This window comes from Novosphingobium sp. BF6 (genome assembly GCF_058273105.1).
In genome coordinates, this window is the sequence record NZ_CM177775.1 from 1817051 (window position 1) to 1835876 (window position 18826).

The 18826-nt window shown below is 63.6% G+C and carries 18 protein-coding genes; 10 read left to right on the top strand and 8 right to left on the bottom strand.

Annotated elements, in window-relative coordinates; all coding sequences use genetic code 11:
- The first annotated feature begins 37 nt into the window (after positions 1 to 37).
- The 4 genes from carA (at position 38) to greA (ending at position 5725) form a co-directional block, all read left to right on the top strand.
- On the top strand, positions 38 to 1204 hold the full coding sequence (gene carA / locus AC4D6D_RS08990) for a glutamine-hydrolyzing carbamoyl-phosphate synthase small subunit (protein ID WP_491325005.1): 1167 nt from the start codon (positions 38 to 40) through the stop codon (positions 1202 to 1204).
- Positions 1205 to 1370: 166 nt separating this feature from the next.
- Positions 1371 to 1748 (top strand): hypothetical protein, encoded by a 378-nt coding sequence (locus tag AC4D6D_RS08995; RefSeq protein ID WP_491325006.1) that lies wholly within the window; start codon positions 1371 to 1373, stop codon positions 1746 to 1748.
- 47 nt (positions 1749 to 1795) lie between these two features.
- Complete coding sequence (carB, locus tag AC4D6D_RS09000; RefSeq protein ID WP_491325007.1) at positions 1796 to 5119, top strand: carbamoyl-phosphate synthase large subunit; 3324 nt, start codon at positions 1796 to 1798, stop codon at positions 5117 to 5119.
- 129 nt (positions 5120 to 5248) lie between these two features.
- Positions 5249 to 5725: a transcription elongation factor GreA gene (gene greA / locus AC4D6D_RS09005; RefSeq protein ID WP_147220537.1), complete on the top strand. Its 477-nt coding sequence runs from the start codon at positions 5249 to 5251 to the stop codon at positions 5723 to 5725.
- A gap of 85 nt (positions 5726 to 5810) precedes the next feature.
- On the opposite strand, the gene AC4D6D_RS09010 is transcribed toward greA, so the two are convergent.
- From AC4D6D_RS09010 to AC4D6D_RS09030, 5 genes are all read right to left on the bottom strand, one after another.
- Positions 5811 to 6032 (bottom strand): DUF4170 domain-containing protein, encoded by a 222-nt coding sequence (locus AC4D6D_RS09010; protein ID WP_147220538.1) that lies wholly within the window; start codon positions 6030 to 6032, stop codon positions 5811 to 5813.
- Between the two features lie 129 nt (positions 6033 to 6161).
- Positions 6162 to 6755: a hypothetical protein gene (locus AC4D6D_RS09015; RefSeq protein WP_491325008.1), complete on the bottom strand. Its 594-nt coding sequence runs from the start codon at positions 6753 to 6755 to the stop codon at positions 6162 to 6164.
- Positions 6742 to 7062 carry a hypothetical protein gene (locus AC4D6D_RS09020; RefSeq protein WP_147220539.1) on the bottom strand — a complete coding sequence of 107 codons (321 nt, stop codon included), beginning with the start codon at positions 7060 to 7062 and terminating at the stop codon, positions 6742 to 6744. The genes AC4D6D_RS09015 and AC4D6D_RS09020 overlap by 14 nt, the downstream gene beginning before the upstream one ends.
- A complete protein-coding gene (locus AC4D6D_RS09025; protein WP_491325009.1) occupies positions 7059 to 7385 on the bottom strand; it encodes a phage holin family protein in 327 nt (108 codons plus the stop codon). Before AC4D6D_RS09025 ends, AC4D6D_RS09020 begins: the two co-directional genes overlap by 4 nt.
- A gap of 81 nt (positions 7386 to 7466) precedes the next feature.
- Positions 7467 to 7979: a hypothetical protein gene (locus tag AC4D6D_RS09030; protein ID WP_147220541.1), complete on the bottom strand. Its 513-nt coding sequence runs from the start codon at positions 7977 to 7979 to the stop codon at positions 7467 to 7469.
- 200 nt (positions 7980 to 8179) lie between these two features.
- On the opposite strand from AC4D6D_RS09030, the gene eno reads away from it, so the two are divergent.
- Positions 8180 to 9466, top strand: a complete 1287-nt coding sequence (gene eno / locus AC4D6D_RS09035) for a phosphopyruvate hydratase (RefSeq protein ID WP_491325010.1) — start codon at positions 8180 to 8182, stop codon at positions 9464 to 9466.
- Positions 9467 to 9619: 153 nt separating this feature from the next.
- Here eno and AC4D6D_RS09040 read toward each other — a convergent pair whose 3' ends face one another.
- From AC4D6D_RS09040 to AC4D6D_RS09050, 3 genes are all read right to left on the bottom strand, one after another.
- Positions 9620 to 10186, bottom strand: a complete 567-nt coding sequence (locus AC4D6D_RS09040) for a MarR family transcriptional regulator (RefSeq protein WP_491327226.1) — start codon at positions 10184 to 10186, stop codon at positions 9620 to 9622.
- A gap of 201 nt (positions 10187 to 10387) precedes the next feature.
- Entirely contained in the window at positions 10388 to 10534 is a 147-nt protein-coding gene (locus AC4D6D_RS09045; protein WP_186830103.1) for a hypothetical protein, read from the bottom strand.
- Between the two features lie 332 nt (positions 10535 to 10866).
- Positions 10867 to 11394 (bottom strand): GNAT family N-acetyltransferase, encoded by a 528-nt coding sequence (locus AC4D6D_RS09050; RefSeq protein WP_491325011.1) that lies wholly within the window; start codon positions 11392 to 11394, stop codon positions 10867 to 10869.
- 310 nt (positions 11395 to 11704) lie between these two features.
- Between AC4D6D_RS09050 and AC4D6D_RS09055 the strand changes: the two genes are divergently transcribed.
- The 5 genes from AC4D6D_RS09055 to AC4D6D_RS09075 all read left to right on the top strand — a co-directional run bounded on the left by AC4D6D_RS09055 (position 11705) and on the right by AC4D6D_RS09075 (position 18812).
- Complete coding sequence (locus AC4D6D_RS09055) at positions 11705 to 13183, top strand: TolC family protein (RefSeq protein ID WP_491325012.1); 1479 nt, start codon at positions 11705 to 11707, stop codon at positions 13181 to 13183.
- The gene (locus tag AC4D6D_RS09060) at positions 13180 to 14190 is read left to right on the top strand and encodes an HlyD family secretion protein (RefSeq protein ID WP_491325013.1); all 1011 of its coding nucleotides are present in this window, start codon (positions 13180 to 13182) and stop codon (positions 14188 to 14190) included. Before AC4D6D_RS09055 ends, AC4D6D_RS09060 begins: the two co-directional genes overlap by 4 nt.
- On the top strand, positions 14187 to 15332 hold the full coding sequence (locus AC4D6D_RS09065) for an ABC transporter permease (RefSeq protein WP_491325014.1): 1146 nt from the start codon (positions 14187 to 14189) through the stop codon (positions 15330 to 15332). Before AC4D6D_RS09060 ends, AC4D6D_RS09065 begins: the two co-directional genes overlap by 4 nt.
- Positions 15329 to 16438, top strand: coding sequence for an ABC transporter permease (locus AC4D6D_RS09070; protein WP_491325015.1), 1110 nt, complete (start codon positions 15329 to 15331; stop codon positions 16436 to 16438). The genes AC4D6D_RS09065 and AC4D6D_RS09070 overlap by 4 nt, the downstream gene beginning before the upstream one ends.
- A gap of 91 nt (positions 16439 to 16529) precedes the next feature.
- Entirely contained in the window at positions 16530 to 18812 is a 2283-nt protein-coding gene (locus tag AC4D6D_RS09075) for a TonB-dependent receptor (RefSeq protein WP_491325016.1), read from the top strand.
- Positions 18813 to 18826: the final 14 nt, after the last annotated feature.

Consider the following 18826-nt stretch of genomic DNA (forward strand, 5'->3'; position numbering starts at 1 on the left):
CACATAGTCAGAAACGCCGTAAACGGAGCGACCCACCATGGCCGACGCCGCATATACGCTTGCGCCCAAACCTGAAGGGGCGACAGGCGTTCTCGTCCTGAGCGATGGACACGTGGTCTGGGGCCGCGGCTTTGGAGCCGTCGCCGAAGCAGTCGGCGAAGTCTGCTTCAACACCGCGATGACCGGATATCAGGAAGTGATGACCGATCCGTCCTATGCCGGCCAGATCGTCACTTTCACGTTCCCCCACATCGGCAACGTCGGTGTCAACGACGAGGATCTCGAATCCAAGGTCGACGGCGCTGTCGGCTGCGTCGTCCGCGAGGACGTGACGCTGCCTTCGAACTTCCGCTCTGCCGGTGAGTTCGGCGATTGGCTTGCCGCCAAGGGCAAGGTCGGTCTCGCCGGGGTCGATACCCGCGCGCTGACCCGCCGCATTCGCCTTCAGGGCGCTCCCAACGCGGTGATCGCCCATAACCCGTCGGGTGAGTTCGACATTCCGGCCCTCATCAAGAAGGCGCAGGAATGGCCGGGCCTCGAAGGCATGGACCTTGCCAAGATCGTCAGCCGCGAGATCCAGGAGGGCTGGGAAGGCTCGACCTGGGAACTCGGCCAGGGCTTCGGTGCTGCCGAGGGTGAAACGCTCCCGCACGTCGTCGCTATCGACTACGGCGCCAAGGACAACATCTTCCGCAATCTGGTGAAGGCCGGTGCGCGCGTGACGGTGGTTCCCGCCGAAACCTCGCTCGACGCCATCCTCGCGCTGGAGCCCAAGGGCGTGTTCCTCTCGAACGGCCCGGGCGATCCGGCGGCGACCGGCGCCTATGCCGTGCCCGTCATCAAGTCGCTGCTCGACCGTGACGTTCCCGTGTTCGGCATCTGCCTCGGTCACCAGATGCTCGGCCTTGCGGCCGGCGCGAAGACCTCGAAGATGCATCAGGGCCATCGCGGCGCCAACCATCCGGTGAAGCGCCTTGAAGATGGCGTCGTCGAGATCACCTCGATGAACCACGGTTTCGCGGTCGACAACCAGTCGCTGCCCGAAAACGTCGAGGAGACGCATGTCTCGCTGTTCGACGGTTCGAACTGCGGTATCGCGATCAAGGGCAAGAAGGCCTTCGGCGTGCAGTATCACCCCGAAGCCAGCCCCGGACCGCAGGACAGCTTCTACCTCTTCGAAAAATTCGTGGGCATGCTGGCCTGATGGGCGTCACGGGTCGGTTTCTTGCTGCGGCGGTAACGCCGCACCCCGCATCGGCGATCATTGCCGGTGCGGACCAGCGAGATTTCGACCCGGCATGTCGCTTTGCCTATGCTCTGGAGTTCCCGGCCTTCGTGCCGGAAACCCGTGCAAAGCAAGGTGCCATGCAATGACCGCTCTTATCGACCACATGCTCGCTTACTATATTGCCGGACTGGCTGCCGAACTCACGGTTGCGCCGCGGTTCTACCCTCACGGTGAATTGCAGCTCATCTTCGAGGACAAGGTCTCGGTGGCCGTTCGCAAGTTCGGCCCCAAGGTGCGCAAGCACGCCAAGGAAGCCGGCAAGGCCTTCATCGACCGGATGCTCGAAGCGGGCGCCTGGTCGACTTCGGAGGGCGAGTACGGCGGTTCGATGCACCAGTTTCAGGCTGACCGATACCGCGCGGTGATCCGCGAGGAGCAGGACAGCAACCCGATCATTCGCCAAGCCAAAGCCGAAGGCCCGGATTACTGGGACAAGGCGTTTGGCGAGCTGGTGGCCTAGGCCGCCAGTCCGACATACAAGACACACAGGACACCCCAGGACAGCCCATGCCCAAGCGCACAGACATCTCCTCGATCCTCGTCATCGGTGCCGGCCCGATCATCATCGGCCAGGCCTGCGAATTCGACTATTCGGGGACGCAGGCGATCAAGGCGCTCAAGGAAGAGGGCTACCGGGTCATCCTGGTGAACTCGAACCCGGCCACGATCATGACCGATCCGGACATGGCCGATGCCACCTATGTCGAGCCGATCACCCCGGAAGTGGTCGCCAAGATCATCGAGAAGGAGCGCCCGGATGCGGTGCTCCCGACGATGGGCGGCCAGACTGCGCTGAACTGCGCGCTGGCGCTGTTCAACGACGGCACGCTGGAGAAGTTCGGCGTGCAGATGATCGGCGCCGATGCCGACGCCATCGACAAGGCCGAGGATCGCCAGCGCTTCCGCGACGCGATGGACAAGATCGGCCTCAATTCGGCGCGCTCGGGCGTGGCCCACACCATGGACGAAGCGTTCGCGGTGCTGGAGCGCACCGGCCTGCCCTCGATCATCCGCCCGAGCTTCACCATGGGCGGCACCGGCGGCGGCATCGCCTACAACAAGGCCGAGTTCGAGACGATCGTCCGCTCGGGCCTCGATGCCTCTCCCACCACCGAAGTGCTGATCGAGGAATCGCTGCTCGGCTGGAAGGAGTATGAGATGGAGGTCGTGCGCGACAAGCACGACAACTGCATCATCATCTGCTCGATCGAGAACGTCGATCCGATGGGCGTCCATACGGGCGACTCCATCACTGTCGCCCCGGCGCTGACGCTGACCGACAAGGAATACCAGATCATGCGCAACGCCTCGATCGAGGTGCTGCGCGAGATCGGCGTCGAAACCGGCGGTTCCAATGTGCAGTTCGCGGTCAACCCGAAGGACGGTCGCCTGATCGTCATCGAAATGAACCCGCGCGTCTCGCGTTCGTCGGCACTGGCCTCGAAGGCCACCGGCTTCCCGATCGCGCGCGTCGCGGCGAAGCTGGCCGTGGGCTACACGCTCGACGAGATCATGAACGAGATCACCGGCGCCACCCCGGCGGCGTTCGAGCCGACCATCGACTACGTCGTCACCAAGATTCCGCGCTTCGCCTTCGAGAAGTTCAAGGGCGCCAAGAACGACCTCACCACCGCGATGAAGTCGGTCGGCGAAGTTATGGCGATCGGCCGTAACATCAAGGAATCGATGCAGAAGGCCCTGCGCGGCCTCGAAACCGGCCTTGACGGTTTCAACCGCGTGGTCGAGCTGGAAGGTGCGGGCCGCGACGTGATCACCGCCGCGCTGTCGAAGGCGACGCCGGAGCGTCTGTTGCACGTCGCGCAGGCCTTCCGCGAAGGTTTCACGGTCGACGAGATCCACGCGATCGCCCACTACGACAAGTGGTTCCTGCGCCACATCGAAGAGATCATCGCCGAAGAAGCGAACATCATGAAGCACGGCCTGCCGGTCGACGCGCAGGGTCTGCGCCGCCTTAAGGCCATGGGCTTCTCGGACAAGCGCCTTGCCACGCTCGCCGTGCGCTCGGTCGGCGTCGCGGGCGGCATGGGCGAGACCCAGGCCAAGCGCTCGGGCCTGCTGCACGATGCGCTGCTCGCCATGGCCGGTGCCACCAGCGAGGACGAAGTGCGCAAGCTGCGCACCAAGCTTGGCGTCCATCCGGTGTTCAAGCGCATCGACTCCTGCGCGGCCGAGTTCGAGGCGGTGACGCCTTACATGTACTCGACCTACGAAGCCCCGATCTTCGGTGAGCCCGAGAACGAGGCCAATCCGTCCGACCGCAAGAAGATCGTGATCCTCGGTGGCGGTCCCAACCGCATCGGCCAGGGCATCGAGTTCGACTATTGCTGCGTCCACGCCTGCTTCGCGCTCTCCGAAGCCGGCTACGAGACCATCATGGTCAACTGCAACCCCGAGACCGTCTCGACCGACTACGACACCTCGGACCGCCTCTACTTCGAGCCGCTCACCGGCGAGGACGTGCTGGAAATCCTGCGCGTCGAACAGTCGAAGGGCGAACTCGTCGGCGTCATCGTGCAGTTCGGCGGCCAGACCCCGCTGAAGCTGGCGCAGACGCTGGAAGACGCCGGTATTCCGATCCTCGGCACGTCGCCCGACGCGATCGACCTTGCCGAAGACCGCGAGCGTTTCTCGGCGCTGGTCGAGAAGCTGGGCCTCAGGCAGCCTGCCAACGGCATCGCCCGCAGCCGTGACGAAGCCGTCGCCGTCGCCAACCGCATCGGCTACCCGGTTCTCATGCGGCCCAGCTACGTGCTGGGCGGCCGCGCGATGGAAATCGTCGACAGCGAACAGCAGCTTGACGACTACATCACCACGGCCGTGCAGGTCTCCGGCGACAGCCCCGTGCTGATCGACCAGTATCTGCGCGATGCCATCGAATGCGACGTCGATGCCCTTTGCGACGGCGAACAGGTCGTCGTGGCCGGTGTCATGCAGCACATTGAGGAAGCGGGCATTCACTCGGGCGACAGCGCCTGCACCCTGCCGCCCTACAGCCTTCCGGCCGAGATCATCGCCGAAATGGAGCGTCAGGCCGAAGCATTGGCCTTCGGTCTCAGCGTGCGCGGCCTGATGAACATCCAGTTCGCGGTGAAGGACGGCGAGGTCTACCTCATCGAGGTCAACCCGCGCGCTTCGCGTACCGTGCCTTTCGTCGCCAAGGCGCTCGGCCAGCCGGTCGCCAAGATCGCCAGCCGCGTGATGGCGGGCGAAAAGCTGTCCGACTTCCCGCCGTTCAAGCGCGACCTGCCGTACATGGCGGTCAAGGAAGCGGTATTCCCGTTTGCGCGCTTCCCGGGCGTCGATCCGGTGCTGAGCCCGGAAATGAAGTCGACCGGCGAAGTCATGGGCCTCGATGCCGACTTCCCGCGCGCCTTCCTCAAGGCCCAGCTCGGCGCCAGCATGCGCCTGCCGGACAGTGGCACGGTGTTCGTCTCGGTGAAGGACAGCGACAAGGCCGTGATCCTGCCCGGCGTCCAGACGCTCGTGAAGGAAGGCTTCCGGATCGTAGCGACGGCAGGCACCCACAAGTACCTGACCGAAGCCGGGGTTCCGGTCGAACTGGTCAACAAGGTGGCGGAAGGCCGCCCGCACATCGTCGACAAGATCGTCGACGGCGAAATCGCGCTGATCTTCAACACCACCGAAGGTTGGCAGAGCCTCAAGGATTCGCAATCGATCCGCGCTTCGGCGCTGACCGGCAAGATTCCCTACTTCACCACTGCAACCGCCAGCGTGGCTGCTGCACAGGCAATTTCTGCCTTGCGCGGGACCCAACTTGAAGTGCGTTCGTTGCAGGATTATTATAGCTGAAATCGATCTAGCCTCCCCACATCGCTGCGGATCGGCCCAGTCCCCGGAAATGAACCGAGGGACGGGACAGGAAACTAGTCTCCTCCGACTGGTTTCGCGTGCGGGGAGGCAGCAGGAAGGAAGTAATTGATGGCCAGTATCGAAAAGCTCCCCATGCTCGCCGAGGGGTATGAGAAGCTGACCGCCGAGATCAAGGCGCTGCGCGAAGAGCGCCCCCGGATCGTCGATGCGATCGAGGAAGCGCGTGCGCATGGCGATCTTTCGGAAAATGCCGAGTATCACGCGGCCAAGGAACGTCAGGGCCAGGTCGAGGCGACGATCGCCGACCTCGAAGACAAGATCACGCGCGCCCAGATCGTCGATCCGGCCACGCTGTCGAGCGACAAGATCATCTTCGGCGCGACGGTGACGCTGCTCGACGAGGACGACAAGCCGGTGAAGTACCAGATCGTCGGTCCTTACGAGGCGGATGCCCGTGTCGGCCGGATCAGCTACAATTCGCCGCTCGGCAAGGCGCTGATCGGTCGCAAGATCGAGGAAGAGGTCGAAGTCACCGTTCCGGCGGGCGACAAGTTTTACCTCGTCCAGAAGATCGAGTTCATCTGAGCCGATCTTTCCGTTTCAAGGCAAAAGAAAAGGCCGGCATATCTGCCGGCCTTTTTCGTTTCCGCCGTTTTTCGGCGAAAGAAGCTCAGGCTTCCGACTGGTCGGGCTGAAGCAGGCGGTGCAGGTGCACGATCACGTACTTCATCTCGGCATCGTCGACGGTGCGCTGAGCGGACGAGCGCCATGCATCTTCAGCCGAAGCGTAATCGGGGTAGACGCCGACGAGATCGAGTTCGTTGAGATCGGCGAATTCAAGGCTGCGGGGGTCAGTGACCCGGCCGCCCATCACAAGGTGAAGCTTCTGCATGGGACCGCTTTCGTGGTGGGAAGAAAGATGCCGGTCCCATACGTTTTGACAGGTTGCAGGGCAAGAGCGGATCGCGCAGGCGATCCGCTCTCATTTATGATATTGCCTCTCAATTGCGATAGATGAAGTTCAGTGCGGCAACCGCTGGGCCAGTCCACTGACGATTCCGGCGATGCGATGCGAGCCGGAACTGCCTGTTTCGCGGGCATTCTTGCCAATTTTCTGGGCTTGATGGGCCGCTATTTCACTGACCTCGCTGGCACGCTTGGCCGATGCTCGGCCCAGGGCACTTGCAGCAGCCAGCGCTGCCATTCCGTATTTTTCAAGTCGCTCGGCAGCCAGTTCACCGCTTTTCTCGGCACGGTCAGCGATGGTGCTTGCCTGCTTTCGCGCGCCCAGGCCAAGATCGTGGACCTTCTCCGCTGCGTCCTTACCGAACAAGGCGGTTGCTGCGCCCGCAGCTTCGGCGAGATGGGCGCCCTTGGAAAGGCCCCGCGACAGAAAGCCGCGGGTCAGGCGGCGCGGCAGCAACGCGCTGACCAGCACACCTGCGGCCACTCCGCCTGCCACCACCAGCACGGGATGGCTTTTCACGAAGGCGACGACCTTTTCCGAAGGGCGCGGCTCTGCCTTCGCCGCATTGAGAGCCACCACTTGCCCGGTGTTCGCACCGCTGGCGGAAGTTTCGGGGATCTTGGGGGTGGTCGGTTTAGTCTTGCTCACCGTCGGACTCCTTCGGATGTCGGCCTGAACCGAACAGGCGTTCGATCCCGGCAATGATCGGGTTACGCAGAAGCCAAAGCACCAACGCGCTGAAGGTTCCGCCGATCGCGACGGGATGTTCCTCCACGACGGCGACCGCTTCGTCGAGCATGTCCGCGGCCTGCTCCACGGCTTCGTCGAGAATGCGCCCTGTCAGGCCGCGCACTTCGAAATCGGCCTTGAGCGCGCCGTAACGGGCGTCGAACACGGCCTTCGCGGCATCGCGGGCAACGCGATCCGCGGCGAGTTGCCGGGCAAGGGCGCTCATTCCGAATTATCCTTGCCTGAGAGCAAAGCCACCATTCGTTTCAAACGCGCCCGCGCCGAAATCGCCATGATCGCCGCGACAGCGAGCACTGCGACCGGCACGATGATCATCGCCAGCCATGGGCCGATCAGCGTGCCGAGCGCGATGACCAGTCCGAGGACCAGCGCCACCACCGCGAGCAGCAAGAGGACCACGGCGCCGATACCGAGTACCGCGATCGAGCGGGTCTCCGCTCCGACGAAAGCGGCGCGGGTCTTCTGGTAGGTCAGTTCAGCCTGCGCGAAGGTACGTGCCTCGCCTAAGAGCAGGCGCATGTCTTCCATGAGCGAAAGGTCCTCCCCCTCCGCCATGGGAGGGGGGAGGGGGGCTTGGGTGTCGAGCATCTCGATGCGAACGCTAGGCTATCAGCTGCTCTTCTTGAAAAGACGCGCGATCAGGAAGCCTGCCGCCGCCGCAAGGCCGACTGCGGCCACCGGACTGCGGCGCACGAATTCCTTCGCTTCCTCACCGAGTTCGTCGAGCGATTTCTCGTCGAGCCTGGTGGCGGTATCGGCGAGCGACTTCGAGGCCGTGCGCGCATAATCGCCGTACTTTTCGCCGGCCTTTTCGTCGATCAGTCCGGCATTGTCGTCGATCAGCTTGGAAAGGCCGACGATAGCCTGGCTGGCTTTGGCCTTGCCCTGGTTGGCGAGATCGGTGGCCTTGACCTTGGCGTCGTCGGCAAAAGCGCTGGCCTTGGCCTTGGCATCCTCGGAGCGGACTTTCGCCTCGTCCGACCATTCGCCCTTGGTCTGGCTGAACTTTTCGTGGCAGCTGTCGGCCATGGCCAGAACGCCTGCCTTCGCTTCGTCCACGGCCTTGCCGAAGTGGCTCTTCGCGTTTTCGGTGCCGTTTCCGGTGCTAGTCGTCTCGGACATTGCAGATTCCTTCCTTGCTTACCGCTGCGCCACATTCGCCGCGCCTTATTGACGCGGTGCCTAGGCGATTAGCGCCAAGAGTAACACAACTTGTCGTCGAAATGGCAACGCAACTTGTCAGGCGTAGTTCCCCTGCTAAGACGCCAGCGAGAGTGCGCTGAGGCGCCTCATGGTTCGCCTTGCAGGAGGAATAGCCTTTTATGACCGCGATTATCGATATCCACGGCCGCGAAATTCTCGACAGCCGCGGCAATCCCACTGTCGAAGTCGACGTTCTTCTCGAAGACGGCAGCTTCGGGCGTGCAGCGGTTCCCTCGGGCGCTTCGACCGGTGCGCATGAAGCCGTGGAACTGCGTGACGGCGACAAGTCGCGCTATCTCGGCAAGGGCGTGCTCAAGGCTGTCGATTCCGTCAATGGCGACATCGCCGAAGCTCTCGTCGGCCTGGATGCTGAAGACCAGCGCGACCTCGACCTCGCGATGATCGAACTCGACGGCACCGAGAACAAGAGCCGTCTGGGCGCCAACGCCATCCTCGGCGTCAGCATGGCGGCGGCCAAGGCAGCTGCGAATGCACGTGGTTTGCCGCTCTATTCCTATGTCGGCGGCGTTTCGGCGCATGTCCTGCCGGTGCCGATGATGAACATCATCAACGGCGGTGAACATGCCGACAACCCGATCGACTTCCAGGAATTCATGATCATGCCGGTCGGCGCCGATTCGATCGCCGAAGCGGTGCGCTGGGGGTCGGAAATCTTCCATACCCTGAAGAAGGGCCTGCACGAAAAGGGCCTCGCCACCGCCGTGGGTGACGAGGGCGGTTTCGCACCGAACCTCGCCAGCACCCGTGATGCGCTGGACTTCATCATGGCCTCGATCGAAAAGGCCGGTTTCAAGGCGGGTTCGGAAATCCAGCTCGCGCTCGACTGCGCATCGACCGAGTTCTTCAAGAACGGCAAGTACGAGATCAGCGGCGAGGGCCTGAGCCTCTCTCCGATCGCCTTCGCTGACTACCTGGCCGACCTGACCGACGCCTATCCGATCGTCTCGATCGAGGACGGCATGGGCGAAGACGACTTCGAGGGCTGGAAGGCGCTGACCGACAAGATCGGCCACAAGGTCCAGCTCGTCGGCGACGATCTCTTCGTGACCAATCCGAAGCGCCTGACCATGGGCATCGAGAAGGGCCTGGCCAACTCGCTGCTGGTGAAGGTCAACCAGATCGGCACTCTGACCGAGACGCTGGAAGCCGTCTCGATCGCCCAGCGCAGCGGCTATACCGCCGTGATGTCGCACCGTTCGGGTGAGACAGAGGACGCGACGATCGCGGACCTTGCCGTCGCCACCAACTGCGGCCAGATCAAGACCGGCTCGCTCGCGCGTTCGGACCGGCTCGCCAAGTACAACCAGCTCATCCGCATCGAGGAAGAACTGGGCAAGGCGGCGCGCTACGCCGGTGCTTCGGCTTTCGGCCGCCTGTCGCGCTGACATAATCGATTACAACATCAAGACCCGGTCTCCATTAGGAGGCCGGGTCTTTTGCTGTCCGGAAGAGAAGCCGGGTGGCCGGTTCCTGCCAGTAAGAACCGGCCACCCCATCGGTCCGGCATTTTTTTGCCTGATTGCCCCTTCAGGCTGTGCTTATCGAGCTGCGAGAACTTCTGGGCGGGGTTCGTCGAGCAGCACCACGGATCGGGATGCGGAGGCGAAGTATTCGAGCATCGCGGCGTAGCCTCGCGCGCTCAGTTTGACGTAGACGCGCCGGGCATCGCCGGGGTCGGCCTCACGTACGAGAAGGCTCTGCTTTTCGAGGATGGTGATCCAGCGCAAGGCGGTGGTGGACGGCACGGCAGAGCCGATACAGGCGCTCGTCACCGAAACGCGCCGCCGTTCCTTTGCGGCGATGAACAGGTCCAGCAGGATGTCCCAGGCCGGTTCGCCGAAGAGGTCTTCCGACTGGAAGATCTTGGTGCGGCGACGGCGGTCCTCGTAAGTCTGATGAGCCAGTTCCACCCAGATCGGGTGGTCCTGGCTGGCGGGAGGCCTGCCGCTTTCGCGTGTCTCCATCGGAATACCGATATCCGCGAGATTCGTGGCGACGCTTGGTCCGATTTCGAGTTCGCGGGCCATCGCGAGAAGTTCGTTGGCAATACCGATCAGGCGAATGGCCTTCGCCCGATTGCGCATCAACTGATCGCTTTTCTCCATAAACCAGTGCCGCCAGTGTTTGCCTGCAAAGCAGATCGCGGCGTCGTAACGTGACGAGGCGCAATATTGTTCGCAGGTGTTACTCCCCTTGTTCATGAACTCGAGGCTAAAACATTGCCGCTGGAGCAATTGTGCGAAACGCTAAAGAGTTCGTGAACGGAGTATTGATAATCACAGTAGGGCGGCGTCGTCTCGCGCAGGTTAATCCGGTTTGGAGCAAGTTTGCTCGATTTTGCAATGAGAGCGCAAGGACTCGATGGCGGCCTGAAGGTGAGCCGCGGCGACATAAGCGCCGATTTCCTCAAGTTCTTCCAGCTTCGTGTCGAGTTCGCCGATCAGTTGCATCATGTTTGCGTCCCTATTCACTTTATTGTTCTCCGGCAGGCGAACAAGGATTTCGCCTGGGTACGATTTGCCCTACCCCGAAAAATCCGGCCTTCGGCAATGGCGAAGCGGCGATTTGGCCTATGAATGCTCCGATTTCGAGCAATATCGGAGATGTTTGCATGATGTTAAAGGATTTTCATCGCCTCGTTTACAAGTATATTTTTATTACCCTGCTTATGGATGGCCTGTGAAATCCCCTTATCGTTCGATGCGATTTCGATAATTGGTATTTTTACTTATATTTGAATCTTTGAGAGGCTGCTCCGAACGGAAAGCGGATCATGTGTCCCCCTTCAGAGTGGGCGCACGAGCATCCTAGCCTCGGGGCCGTAACCCTTGGCCGGATCGAGCCGTCCGTCGCCGAGCAGTTCGAAGCCCTGCTTTTCCCAGAAGCCGTGCGCGTCCCCAACGGCGACCAGAACCATGCGGGACAGCCCGCGCGCCTTGGCCTCGTTCACCGCGATCCGCACAGCCTCGCCTGCGAAACCCAGCCCGCGCGTGGAAGGGCCAAGAGCGAGGTCGTGCAGGAAATAGCAGTCGAATGGTTCGGCAAGGCCGGTCATCGGCTGGTTTATCACCGGCGGGTAGTTCTGCCGACCGGGATGCGAGATGAGGTAGCCGGCGACCTTGCCGTCATCCTCTTCCAACACATGGCAGCCGGAAGGGTAATGCCGGAAGCAGGCGGCAAAGACTTCAGGGTTCTCGGGGTAGTCGAGGTGGACGAGGTCTGCCACGTGCGCCACATGAGCCGCGTCGGCTTCCCTCATTTCCCGCCAGTGCATCGTCTTGCCGTTCCTCTGGTTCGCGCCGGAGGGCGCCATCTGCTGCGCGGTTTCCCGGCCTCCATCGGCGCCCGTTCGCGCGGGCGGAGGTCGAGGTCGTCTTGCCGACCCACGGATAGCCAGAACATCACGACGAGGGCAACGACCGTGAGGTCAGCGCCATCTTTGCGGACCCGGCATCACCCAGCGGATAAGGGGTGATGCCGAAGGCTATCGAAATATTGATCAAAATTGCTTTTCGTTGAAGGGGAAACATGTAATCCGTTGCGGACCCTATCTGTGGTGAGCCATGATTGCCGGCAGCGATTTTCGGAATAGAGCTGTAATAGGCTGGGCCGGTATCATTGCGATGCTGATCGCTTGTCCGAACTCTGCTTTCACGCAGGAGCTTGGTAAAGAGGCTGTCCAGGACGAGAACACGCCTGCTGCGCTGTCTTTCGATGCCGCCCGGCAGCGGCTGGACCGCGTATCTTCCGCACTGGGCGCCGCTTCGGACGAATTGAGCGCCGCGGAATCGACCGCCCATGCGCTAAAGGCGCTGAACCGTCCGGTGGTGTCCACTTCGGTCTCGGTGATTGCCTACCAGAAGTCGCTTTCGGTCGACCTGACAGGACAGAAGGACAGCTTCAGCAATGCCGCGGGCCAATTCCTCGAAGGCCTGCCCGGAGAGTTCCCACCAGAGTTTTCCGGCATCGTGCAGCAGGTGACCGGGCGCGTGGGCGAGGCGCTTCCGGGATTGCTCTCGCAGATCCCCGACGAACTCGATTTCCGCGCGCGGCAGACGGTGATCCGGCCCAATGTCACGGCCGTCATGCCGCTCTATTCGGGCGGCGCGATCCCGGCGATCCAGCATGGGGCCGAGGCGGGCGCGGAACTGGCGCGGGCGAAGCAGGCGGGGGCGCAGGATCTGTCGCAAGTGCGGCTGGTGCAGAGCTATTTTGGCCAGCAACTGGCCGCCGCGCTGCTCGTTTCCGCCACCGGCACGCGCGATGCCTTCGACAAGCATCTCGCCAATGCCCAGGCGCTGTTCCGGGAAGGCGTGATCCCGCGTTCGCGCGTGCTGGAAATGCAGGTGGCCCGCGATGCTGCGCAGCGCGCGCTCGAACGGGCGCGCATGGAAGAGCGCAATGCTTCGGACTCATTGGCCCGCCTGCTCGATGCGAGTGGCGGCGTGACGCCGACCACGCCGCTCTTCGTGAACGGTAGCGGCCTTGAACCGCTGGACGGTTTCCTTGCCAGTGCGACTTCGCCGGGGCAGCCGCAGATGCGCGCGGCGGCAGCGGCGCGCGATCTCGCCGGTTCCGGTGTTGATCTCGCCAAGTCGCGCATGAGGCCGCAGGCCTTCGCGTTCGGGTCGTACAATTTCAACCGCGGCGATGCGATCCCGGTCGATCCGGACTGGATCGTCGGCCTCGGCCTGCGTTTCACCCTGCTGTCCAACATCGACCGTCGAGATACGCTCGATGCGGCGCGCTCGCGGCAGAGCGCGGCGGAAAATGCTGCGCGGGATATGCAGAAGACCATCGAGATCGAGACGAGCCGCGCCTACAACCTTGTCGACACCGCGCGGCGGTCCTTTCTGCTGCTGGACAGCAACATGAAAGCCGCCGAGGAGAACCTGCGCGTCCACGAAATCGGTTTTCGCGAGGGCGAGGATACCGCCAGCCAGCTTATCGATGCGCGCAACACGCTCTCGCTCGCCCAGACGCAGCGGATCGCTTCCGCCTATGAATATGTCGTCGCCCTTTCCGCCCTGCTGGCCGCCAGCAACCGGGGCGACAGCTTCCGCGACTATCTCCTCCGTCCCGACAGGATCACCGCACCATGAACGAAGTCGAGCAGGCGCCCACGGCAGCGCGCGGCAGGTTTCGTCTGCTGGTGGCGGGACTGATACTGCTGGCGATCCTGCTCCTTGTCGGCCTGTGGATCGCTGCTCGGCCTGCGCCGGACCAGTTGCAGGGCATGGTCGATGCCGACGAGGTCAATGTTGCCACCAAGGTCCTGGCACGCGTCGAGCGCCTGCTGGCCGAGGAAGGCGCGACGGTGACGGCGGGAACGGTGCTGGCGGTCCTGTCCAGCCCCGAAGTCGACGGCGGACGCCAGCAGGCACAAGGCGTGCTCGCGGGTGCCGAGGCCATGCGCAATCTTGCCGACAGCGGCGCCCGCAAGGAGGACGTGGAATCGCTGCGCGCGGTGTGGCAGGCCGCGCAGGCAGGCGCGGACCTTGCCGCTGTTACCGCGCGGCGAGCGGACAATCTCTATGCGGAAGGCGTGATCGCCGCGCAGCGCCGTGACGAGGCTCATGCCGCACGCGACGCCAGCGCCCGTCAGGCCGAGGCTGCAAAACTGCAATATCTGAAGGCGCAGTCCGGCGCGCGCGCGGAGGAAAAGGCCGCCGCACAGGCACAAGTCCAAGTCGCGAAGGGCGGCCTTTCGATTGCAGATGCGCTCGGTGCCGAGAAGACGCTGGTGGCGCCGATCGGCGGCGAAGTGGTGCGGCGGCTGGCGGAGCCGGGCGAGATCGTCGCTCCGGCGGTTCCGGTGTTCCAGATTGTCGATACGGCGCATCCCTGGGTCTCGCTGAACCTTCGTGAAGACCAGTTCAATTCTCTCCGAAAAGGTCAGGAACTCGTCGGTACCGTCCCGGCTCTGGGCAAGCGCAAGGTCCGCTTCCGCGTGACCTATATCAGCCCGCAAGGCGACTTCGCGACATGGCGGGCGACGCGGCAGTCCTCGGGCTTCGATGTGCGCAGTTTCGAGGTGAGGCTCCATCCCGCCGAACCGGTCAAGGAGCTGCGCCCCGGCATGAGCGTGCTGTTCGACTGGCCGCAATGACGCCCGCCCGCTTCGGTTTCGGACGAGCCCTGCGCCGCGAAATCGGCCATTTGCGGCGGGATCGCTGGGACTTGGCGATGCTCACGCTGTTTCCGGGGCTGGCGATCCTGATCGTCGCGGCCATGCTGATCGCGGGTGTGCCGCGCGCCTTGCCGATCGCGGTGCTGGACGAGGATAACGGCGCGCTCAGCCGCGCCATTATCCGCGCGGTGGCGGCCAGCCCGGCAGTCTCGATCGCCGAACGCCCGGAAACGATGGTCGAGGCCGAAAGGCTGGCGCGGGCCGGGCGGGTCTGGGCGATCCTGCGCCTCCCGCGCGGCGTGGGCGAAGGGCTTGAACGTGCGAGCGCCCCAGCGATCCAGATTTTCTACAATGCCTCGTTCCTGACGATCGGCGGCAGTGCGGAATCCGGCATCAGGGCAGCGGTGGACGCGGTGCTGGTCGAGCGCGGGCTGGACGCGGCGCGGGGAAGGGGGCTTCCGGCGATCCGCATCCGCCCGCCGGTCGTTCAGGCCACCGTGCTGTTCAATCCGCAGGCCAGCTTCGAGTGGTACTTGCAGGCGCTGATCCAGCCGGCCGTGCTGCACCTGCTGACCGGCTGCGTCGCGGTGATGGCCCTGGGGCGCGAGTTGCAGGGACGCTCGCTGGCGCACTGGAAGGCCGAGACCGGCGGGGGCCTTGCGGCGCTGACGGGCAAGCTCACGCCTTATGTCGCGGCGATCTCGATCTGGGGCATGGTCTGGATGATCTGGCTCGTCGGCTTTCGCGGCTGGACAATGAACGGCAGTCTTCTCCTGACCCTTGCCGCGCAGAGCCTGCTCTTCGCCGGAACCGCGGCAGTCTCAGCCCTGCTGGTAATCGCCGCGCGCAAGCCGAGCTTCGCCTTTTCGGCCACGGCGCTCTATGCGGGATCGGCGCTGGCCTATTCCGGCGGGACCTTGCCGCTGAACGGCGGTTCCGCCTTCGCGCGCGGCTGGAGCGAGGCCTTGCCTTTCACCCATTACCTGCGCTTGCAGATGGACCAGTTCCTCGGCGCGCCGGTTTCCGTTGCACTGCCGCAACTGGCAATGCTGTCGCTCTATCTGGTGGTATCGCTAGGCCTCTGCCTGCTCCTGCTGCGCCGGAAGGAGCAAGCAGCATGACGTTCGCGCAAGGCTTCGCTTCGGTCTTCAGGGCTGTGCTTTCGACGTTCGCCGTGGCCTCGATCGTCATTCTGGCGGTGGTGCTCTACGGTTTCTACTACCCGGCGCCTTACGCGCAGCAGACGGTTCGCCAGCTTCCGGTCGTGGTGGTGGACGAGGAGCACAGCGATCTGACGCGCGCGCTGGTGCGCAAGCTATCGGATCTGCGGGAAGTGCGGATCGTGGCGGAAACTGACTCGATCCACGAGGCCGAACGGCAGGTCCGCAACCGCGAGGCGGACGGCATCCTGCTGCTGCCGCGCGGCTTCACCCGCAGCCTGCTTACCGGCGCGCCGGGCGGCGGGATCGGCATCTGGGTCAACGGCACCTATCTGATCCGTGCGCGGGACATCGGCGGTGCCATCCAGTCCGCAGCGCTGGCCGTCGCGGCCGAGCGGCTGGGGCCGCTGGCGCCGCTGGCGCAGGGCCTGCATGTGCGCCCGCCTGTCGAAGTGGTTGAACGGCCGCTGTTCAATACGCGCGAAGGCTATGCCGACTACGTCTTCCCGGCCGTCTCGGCGATCATCCTGCAACAGACTTTGCTGTTCGGCACCGCCATGCTGGCGGCGGCGCAGAGGGCGAGGGTTCGCGAAGGCAAGGCCGAGCCACTCTCGCTGCCGGGCTTTCTCGGCGTATGGAGTGCGCTGGCATCGATCGGCTGTTTTGCCGCCATGTTCTATTTCGGCTGGGTATTCTGGTATCAGGACGTGCCCCGTGCCGAAAACGTGGGAGGGCTGTTCGTCGCCGTTCCGCTCTTCGCCGCTGCCGTTTCCGCGCTGGGCTTGTTGCTCGGCAGCCTTTTCGACAACGCCGAGCGCGCCTTGCAGGTGCTGATACCCACCTCGATCGTTCTATTCTTTCTGGCTGGAGCGGCATGGCCGCTGTCCTCCATGCCCGACTGGGTATCGGGCCTTGCCCATCTCTCGCCCGCGACATTCGGCGCGCAGGTCTTCGTGCGTCTCAACGAGATGGGGGCCAGTCTCGGCGAAGTCGCGTCGCAACTGGCGGGACTTGTCGGCCTGGGGCTGGTCTACGGCACCGCAGCGGCCTTGCGCCTTACGAAGTGAGCTACATAAAACCGTCACGGTAACGCCATCCAACCTTCATTTGCCGGGCGTACCCCGCCGAGCCGTAACGAACTGCTCAGGGGAAACGGCAATGAAATTCGGTACTTGCATCGCAGCTCTTCTTGCGGGAACGACTTTGGCAGGGCTTCCCGCGATAGCCCATGCCGCCGAGAAGGAAGCGGCCGAAAGCGCCGATCCGAATGCCATCATCGTCACCTCGCAGAAGATCGAACAGCGGGCGGTGGACGTTCCCATCACGCTCTCGGTCCAGACCGGCGAACGCATGCGCGAACTGGGCGTGACCGACATCGGCGAACTGTCGAACTACGTTCCGGGTCTCAATGTCCAGGTACAGAGCGCCAACAACCCCGGCTTCGTCATCCGCGGCATCACGTCCGACAGCGGCTCGGCGCAGCAGGGGCCGCGCGTGACGCTCTACTACAACGGCATCGACATCTCGCGCTCGCGCGGGGCTTATCAGGGCATCTACGATCTCGACCGGGTGGAAGTGGTCAAGGGGCCGCAGGCGACCCTGTTCGGCACGGCCGCTACGATCGGCGCGATCAGCTTCGTTTCGGCCAAGCCCGAGGCAGGCACGTCTGCTTCGCTGACGGGCGCCTACGGCAACCTTGATGCCACCCGCGTCGAAGGCTTCGTCAATGCCGGCAACGACGTGATCGCCGCCCGCATCGCCGGGCAGTGGAAGAAGCGCGATGGTTATATCGAGAACCTCGCACCGGGTCAGGAAGATCTTTACGCGCAGGACCAGCTCGGCCTGCGCGGATCGCTGCGCTACACGCCGAGCAGCGATTTCACCGCCGACCTCGTGTTCACGTACGATCGCCAGCGCAATTCCGGCACGCCGTTCCTCTCGAAGAACCTCGGCTCGACCTCGGTTGAAGGTCTTTACGACAGAGCCTATCTGGGCGGTTCGCCCGTTTCGGCCGAAGTGCTCGGTTCCGACAAGCTGGGCCTCGATCGCGATGTCTATGACGGCAACCTGACGCTGAGCTGGGACTTCGCGGACGGCTGGAACTTCACCACCGTCAACGGCTATCGTCATTTCGATGCGCTGGAAGTCTTCGACGCCGACGGCTCCGCCGCCTGGTATCTCGAATTCGCCGAGCGCGCCAAGGGCTGGCAGGCGAGCCACGAAGGCCGCTTCACGTATAGCGACGACCAGTGGCGCGCCTCGTTCGGCTGGAACTACTTCATCGAGGACTCGTACCAGTACGTCCCGATGTCGTCGGAGCTGGGCACCTACCTCCAGTGCAGCGCCAACCTGATCCCCGGCCTCGGCTGCGTTGCGGCCAACAATACCGTAACCGCAGGGCGTGCGACTTCGCTGCTGACCGGCGGGGCTTATACCGCCGTACCCTATTCGAGCTGGTACAAGAACGAAGGCCGCAACCAGTCATGGTCGATGTTCGGCGACGTGACGTGGAAGCCTGCGCCAGCGCTGGAACTGACTGCCGGTGCCCGTATCCTGATCGAGAAGCGCCGTTCCGGCTACTCGGCCTATCAGCCCGACGCTCCGGTCTACGGCCAGCCGCTGCTGCCGCTGGTCGATACCGACGGACAGACCTTCCACGCGCGCAAGTCCTACGCCGCCGTGCTGCCGCGCTTCAATGCGCTCTATCATCTGACGCCGAACCTCAACCTCTACGCGACGATCTCGGAAGGACGCCGCTCGCCGGTGGTCCAGCTCTCCGCAGCCGCCGGGCCGGTGGCCGATCTCGACCTCATCAAGTCCGAGACCGTGTGGAACTACGAGGCAGGGATCAAGGGCTCGGTCGGCATGTTCTCCGGCTCGCTGGGCGTCTATTACGACAAGTACAGAAACTTCCAGGTCTCGGTCATCGAAAACGGCCGGGCCGTTACCCGCAGTGCCGGTTCGGCCTCCAACCTCGGTGTCGAGGCGGAACTGGAAGCGCGCTTCACCGAATGGTTGAGCGCGTTCGGTAATGTCGGCTTCATTAGCGGCGGCATCGACGACAAGGCCTCCAACGGCGCCTATGCCGGAGACCAGTTCCGCCTCCAGCCCAAGTGGCAATGGGCGGCCGGGTTCAACCTCAATGTCCCTGTCAATCAGAACACCAGTGTGTTCCTGACCCCCAGCGTCACCTACCGCAGCAAGATCTACTTCGAGATCCCGAACAGCGAAGCGATCAGCCAGGTACCGGTCACGCAGGTCAATCTGCGCGGCGGCGTTTCGCTGATGGACGGCAAGTTCCAGGTCGCTGGCTATGCCCGCAACCTGACGGACAAGAAGTACCTGCTCGACGCGGGCAATACCGGCGGTTCGTTCGGCTATCCGACCTTCATCCCGGCCGAGCCGCGCACGTACGGCATCGAGATCACCGCGCGCTACTGACCCGTCATTCCGAG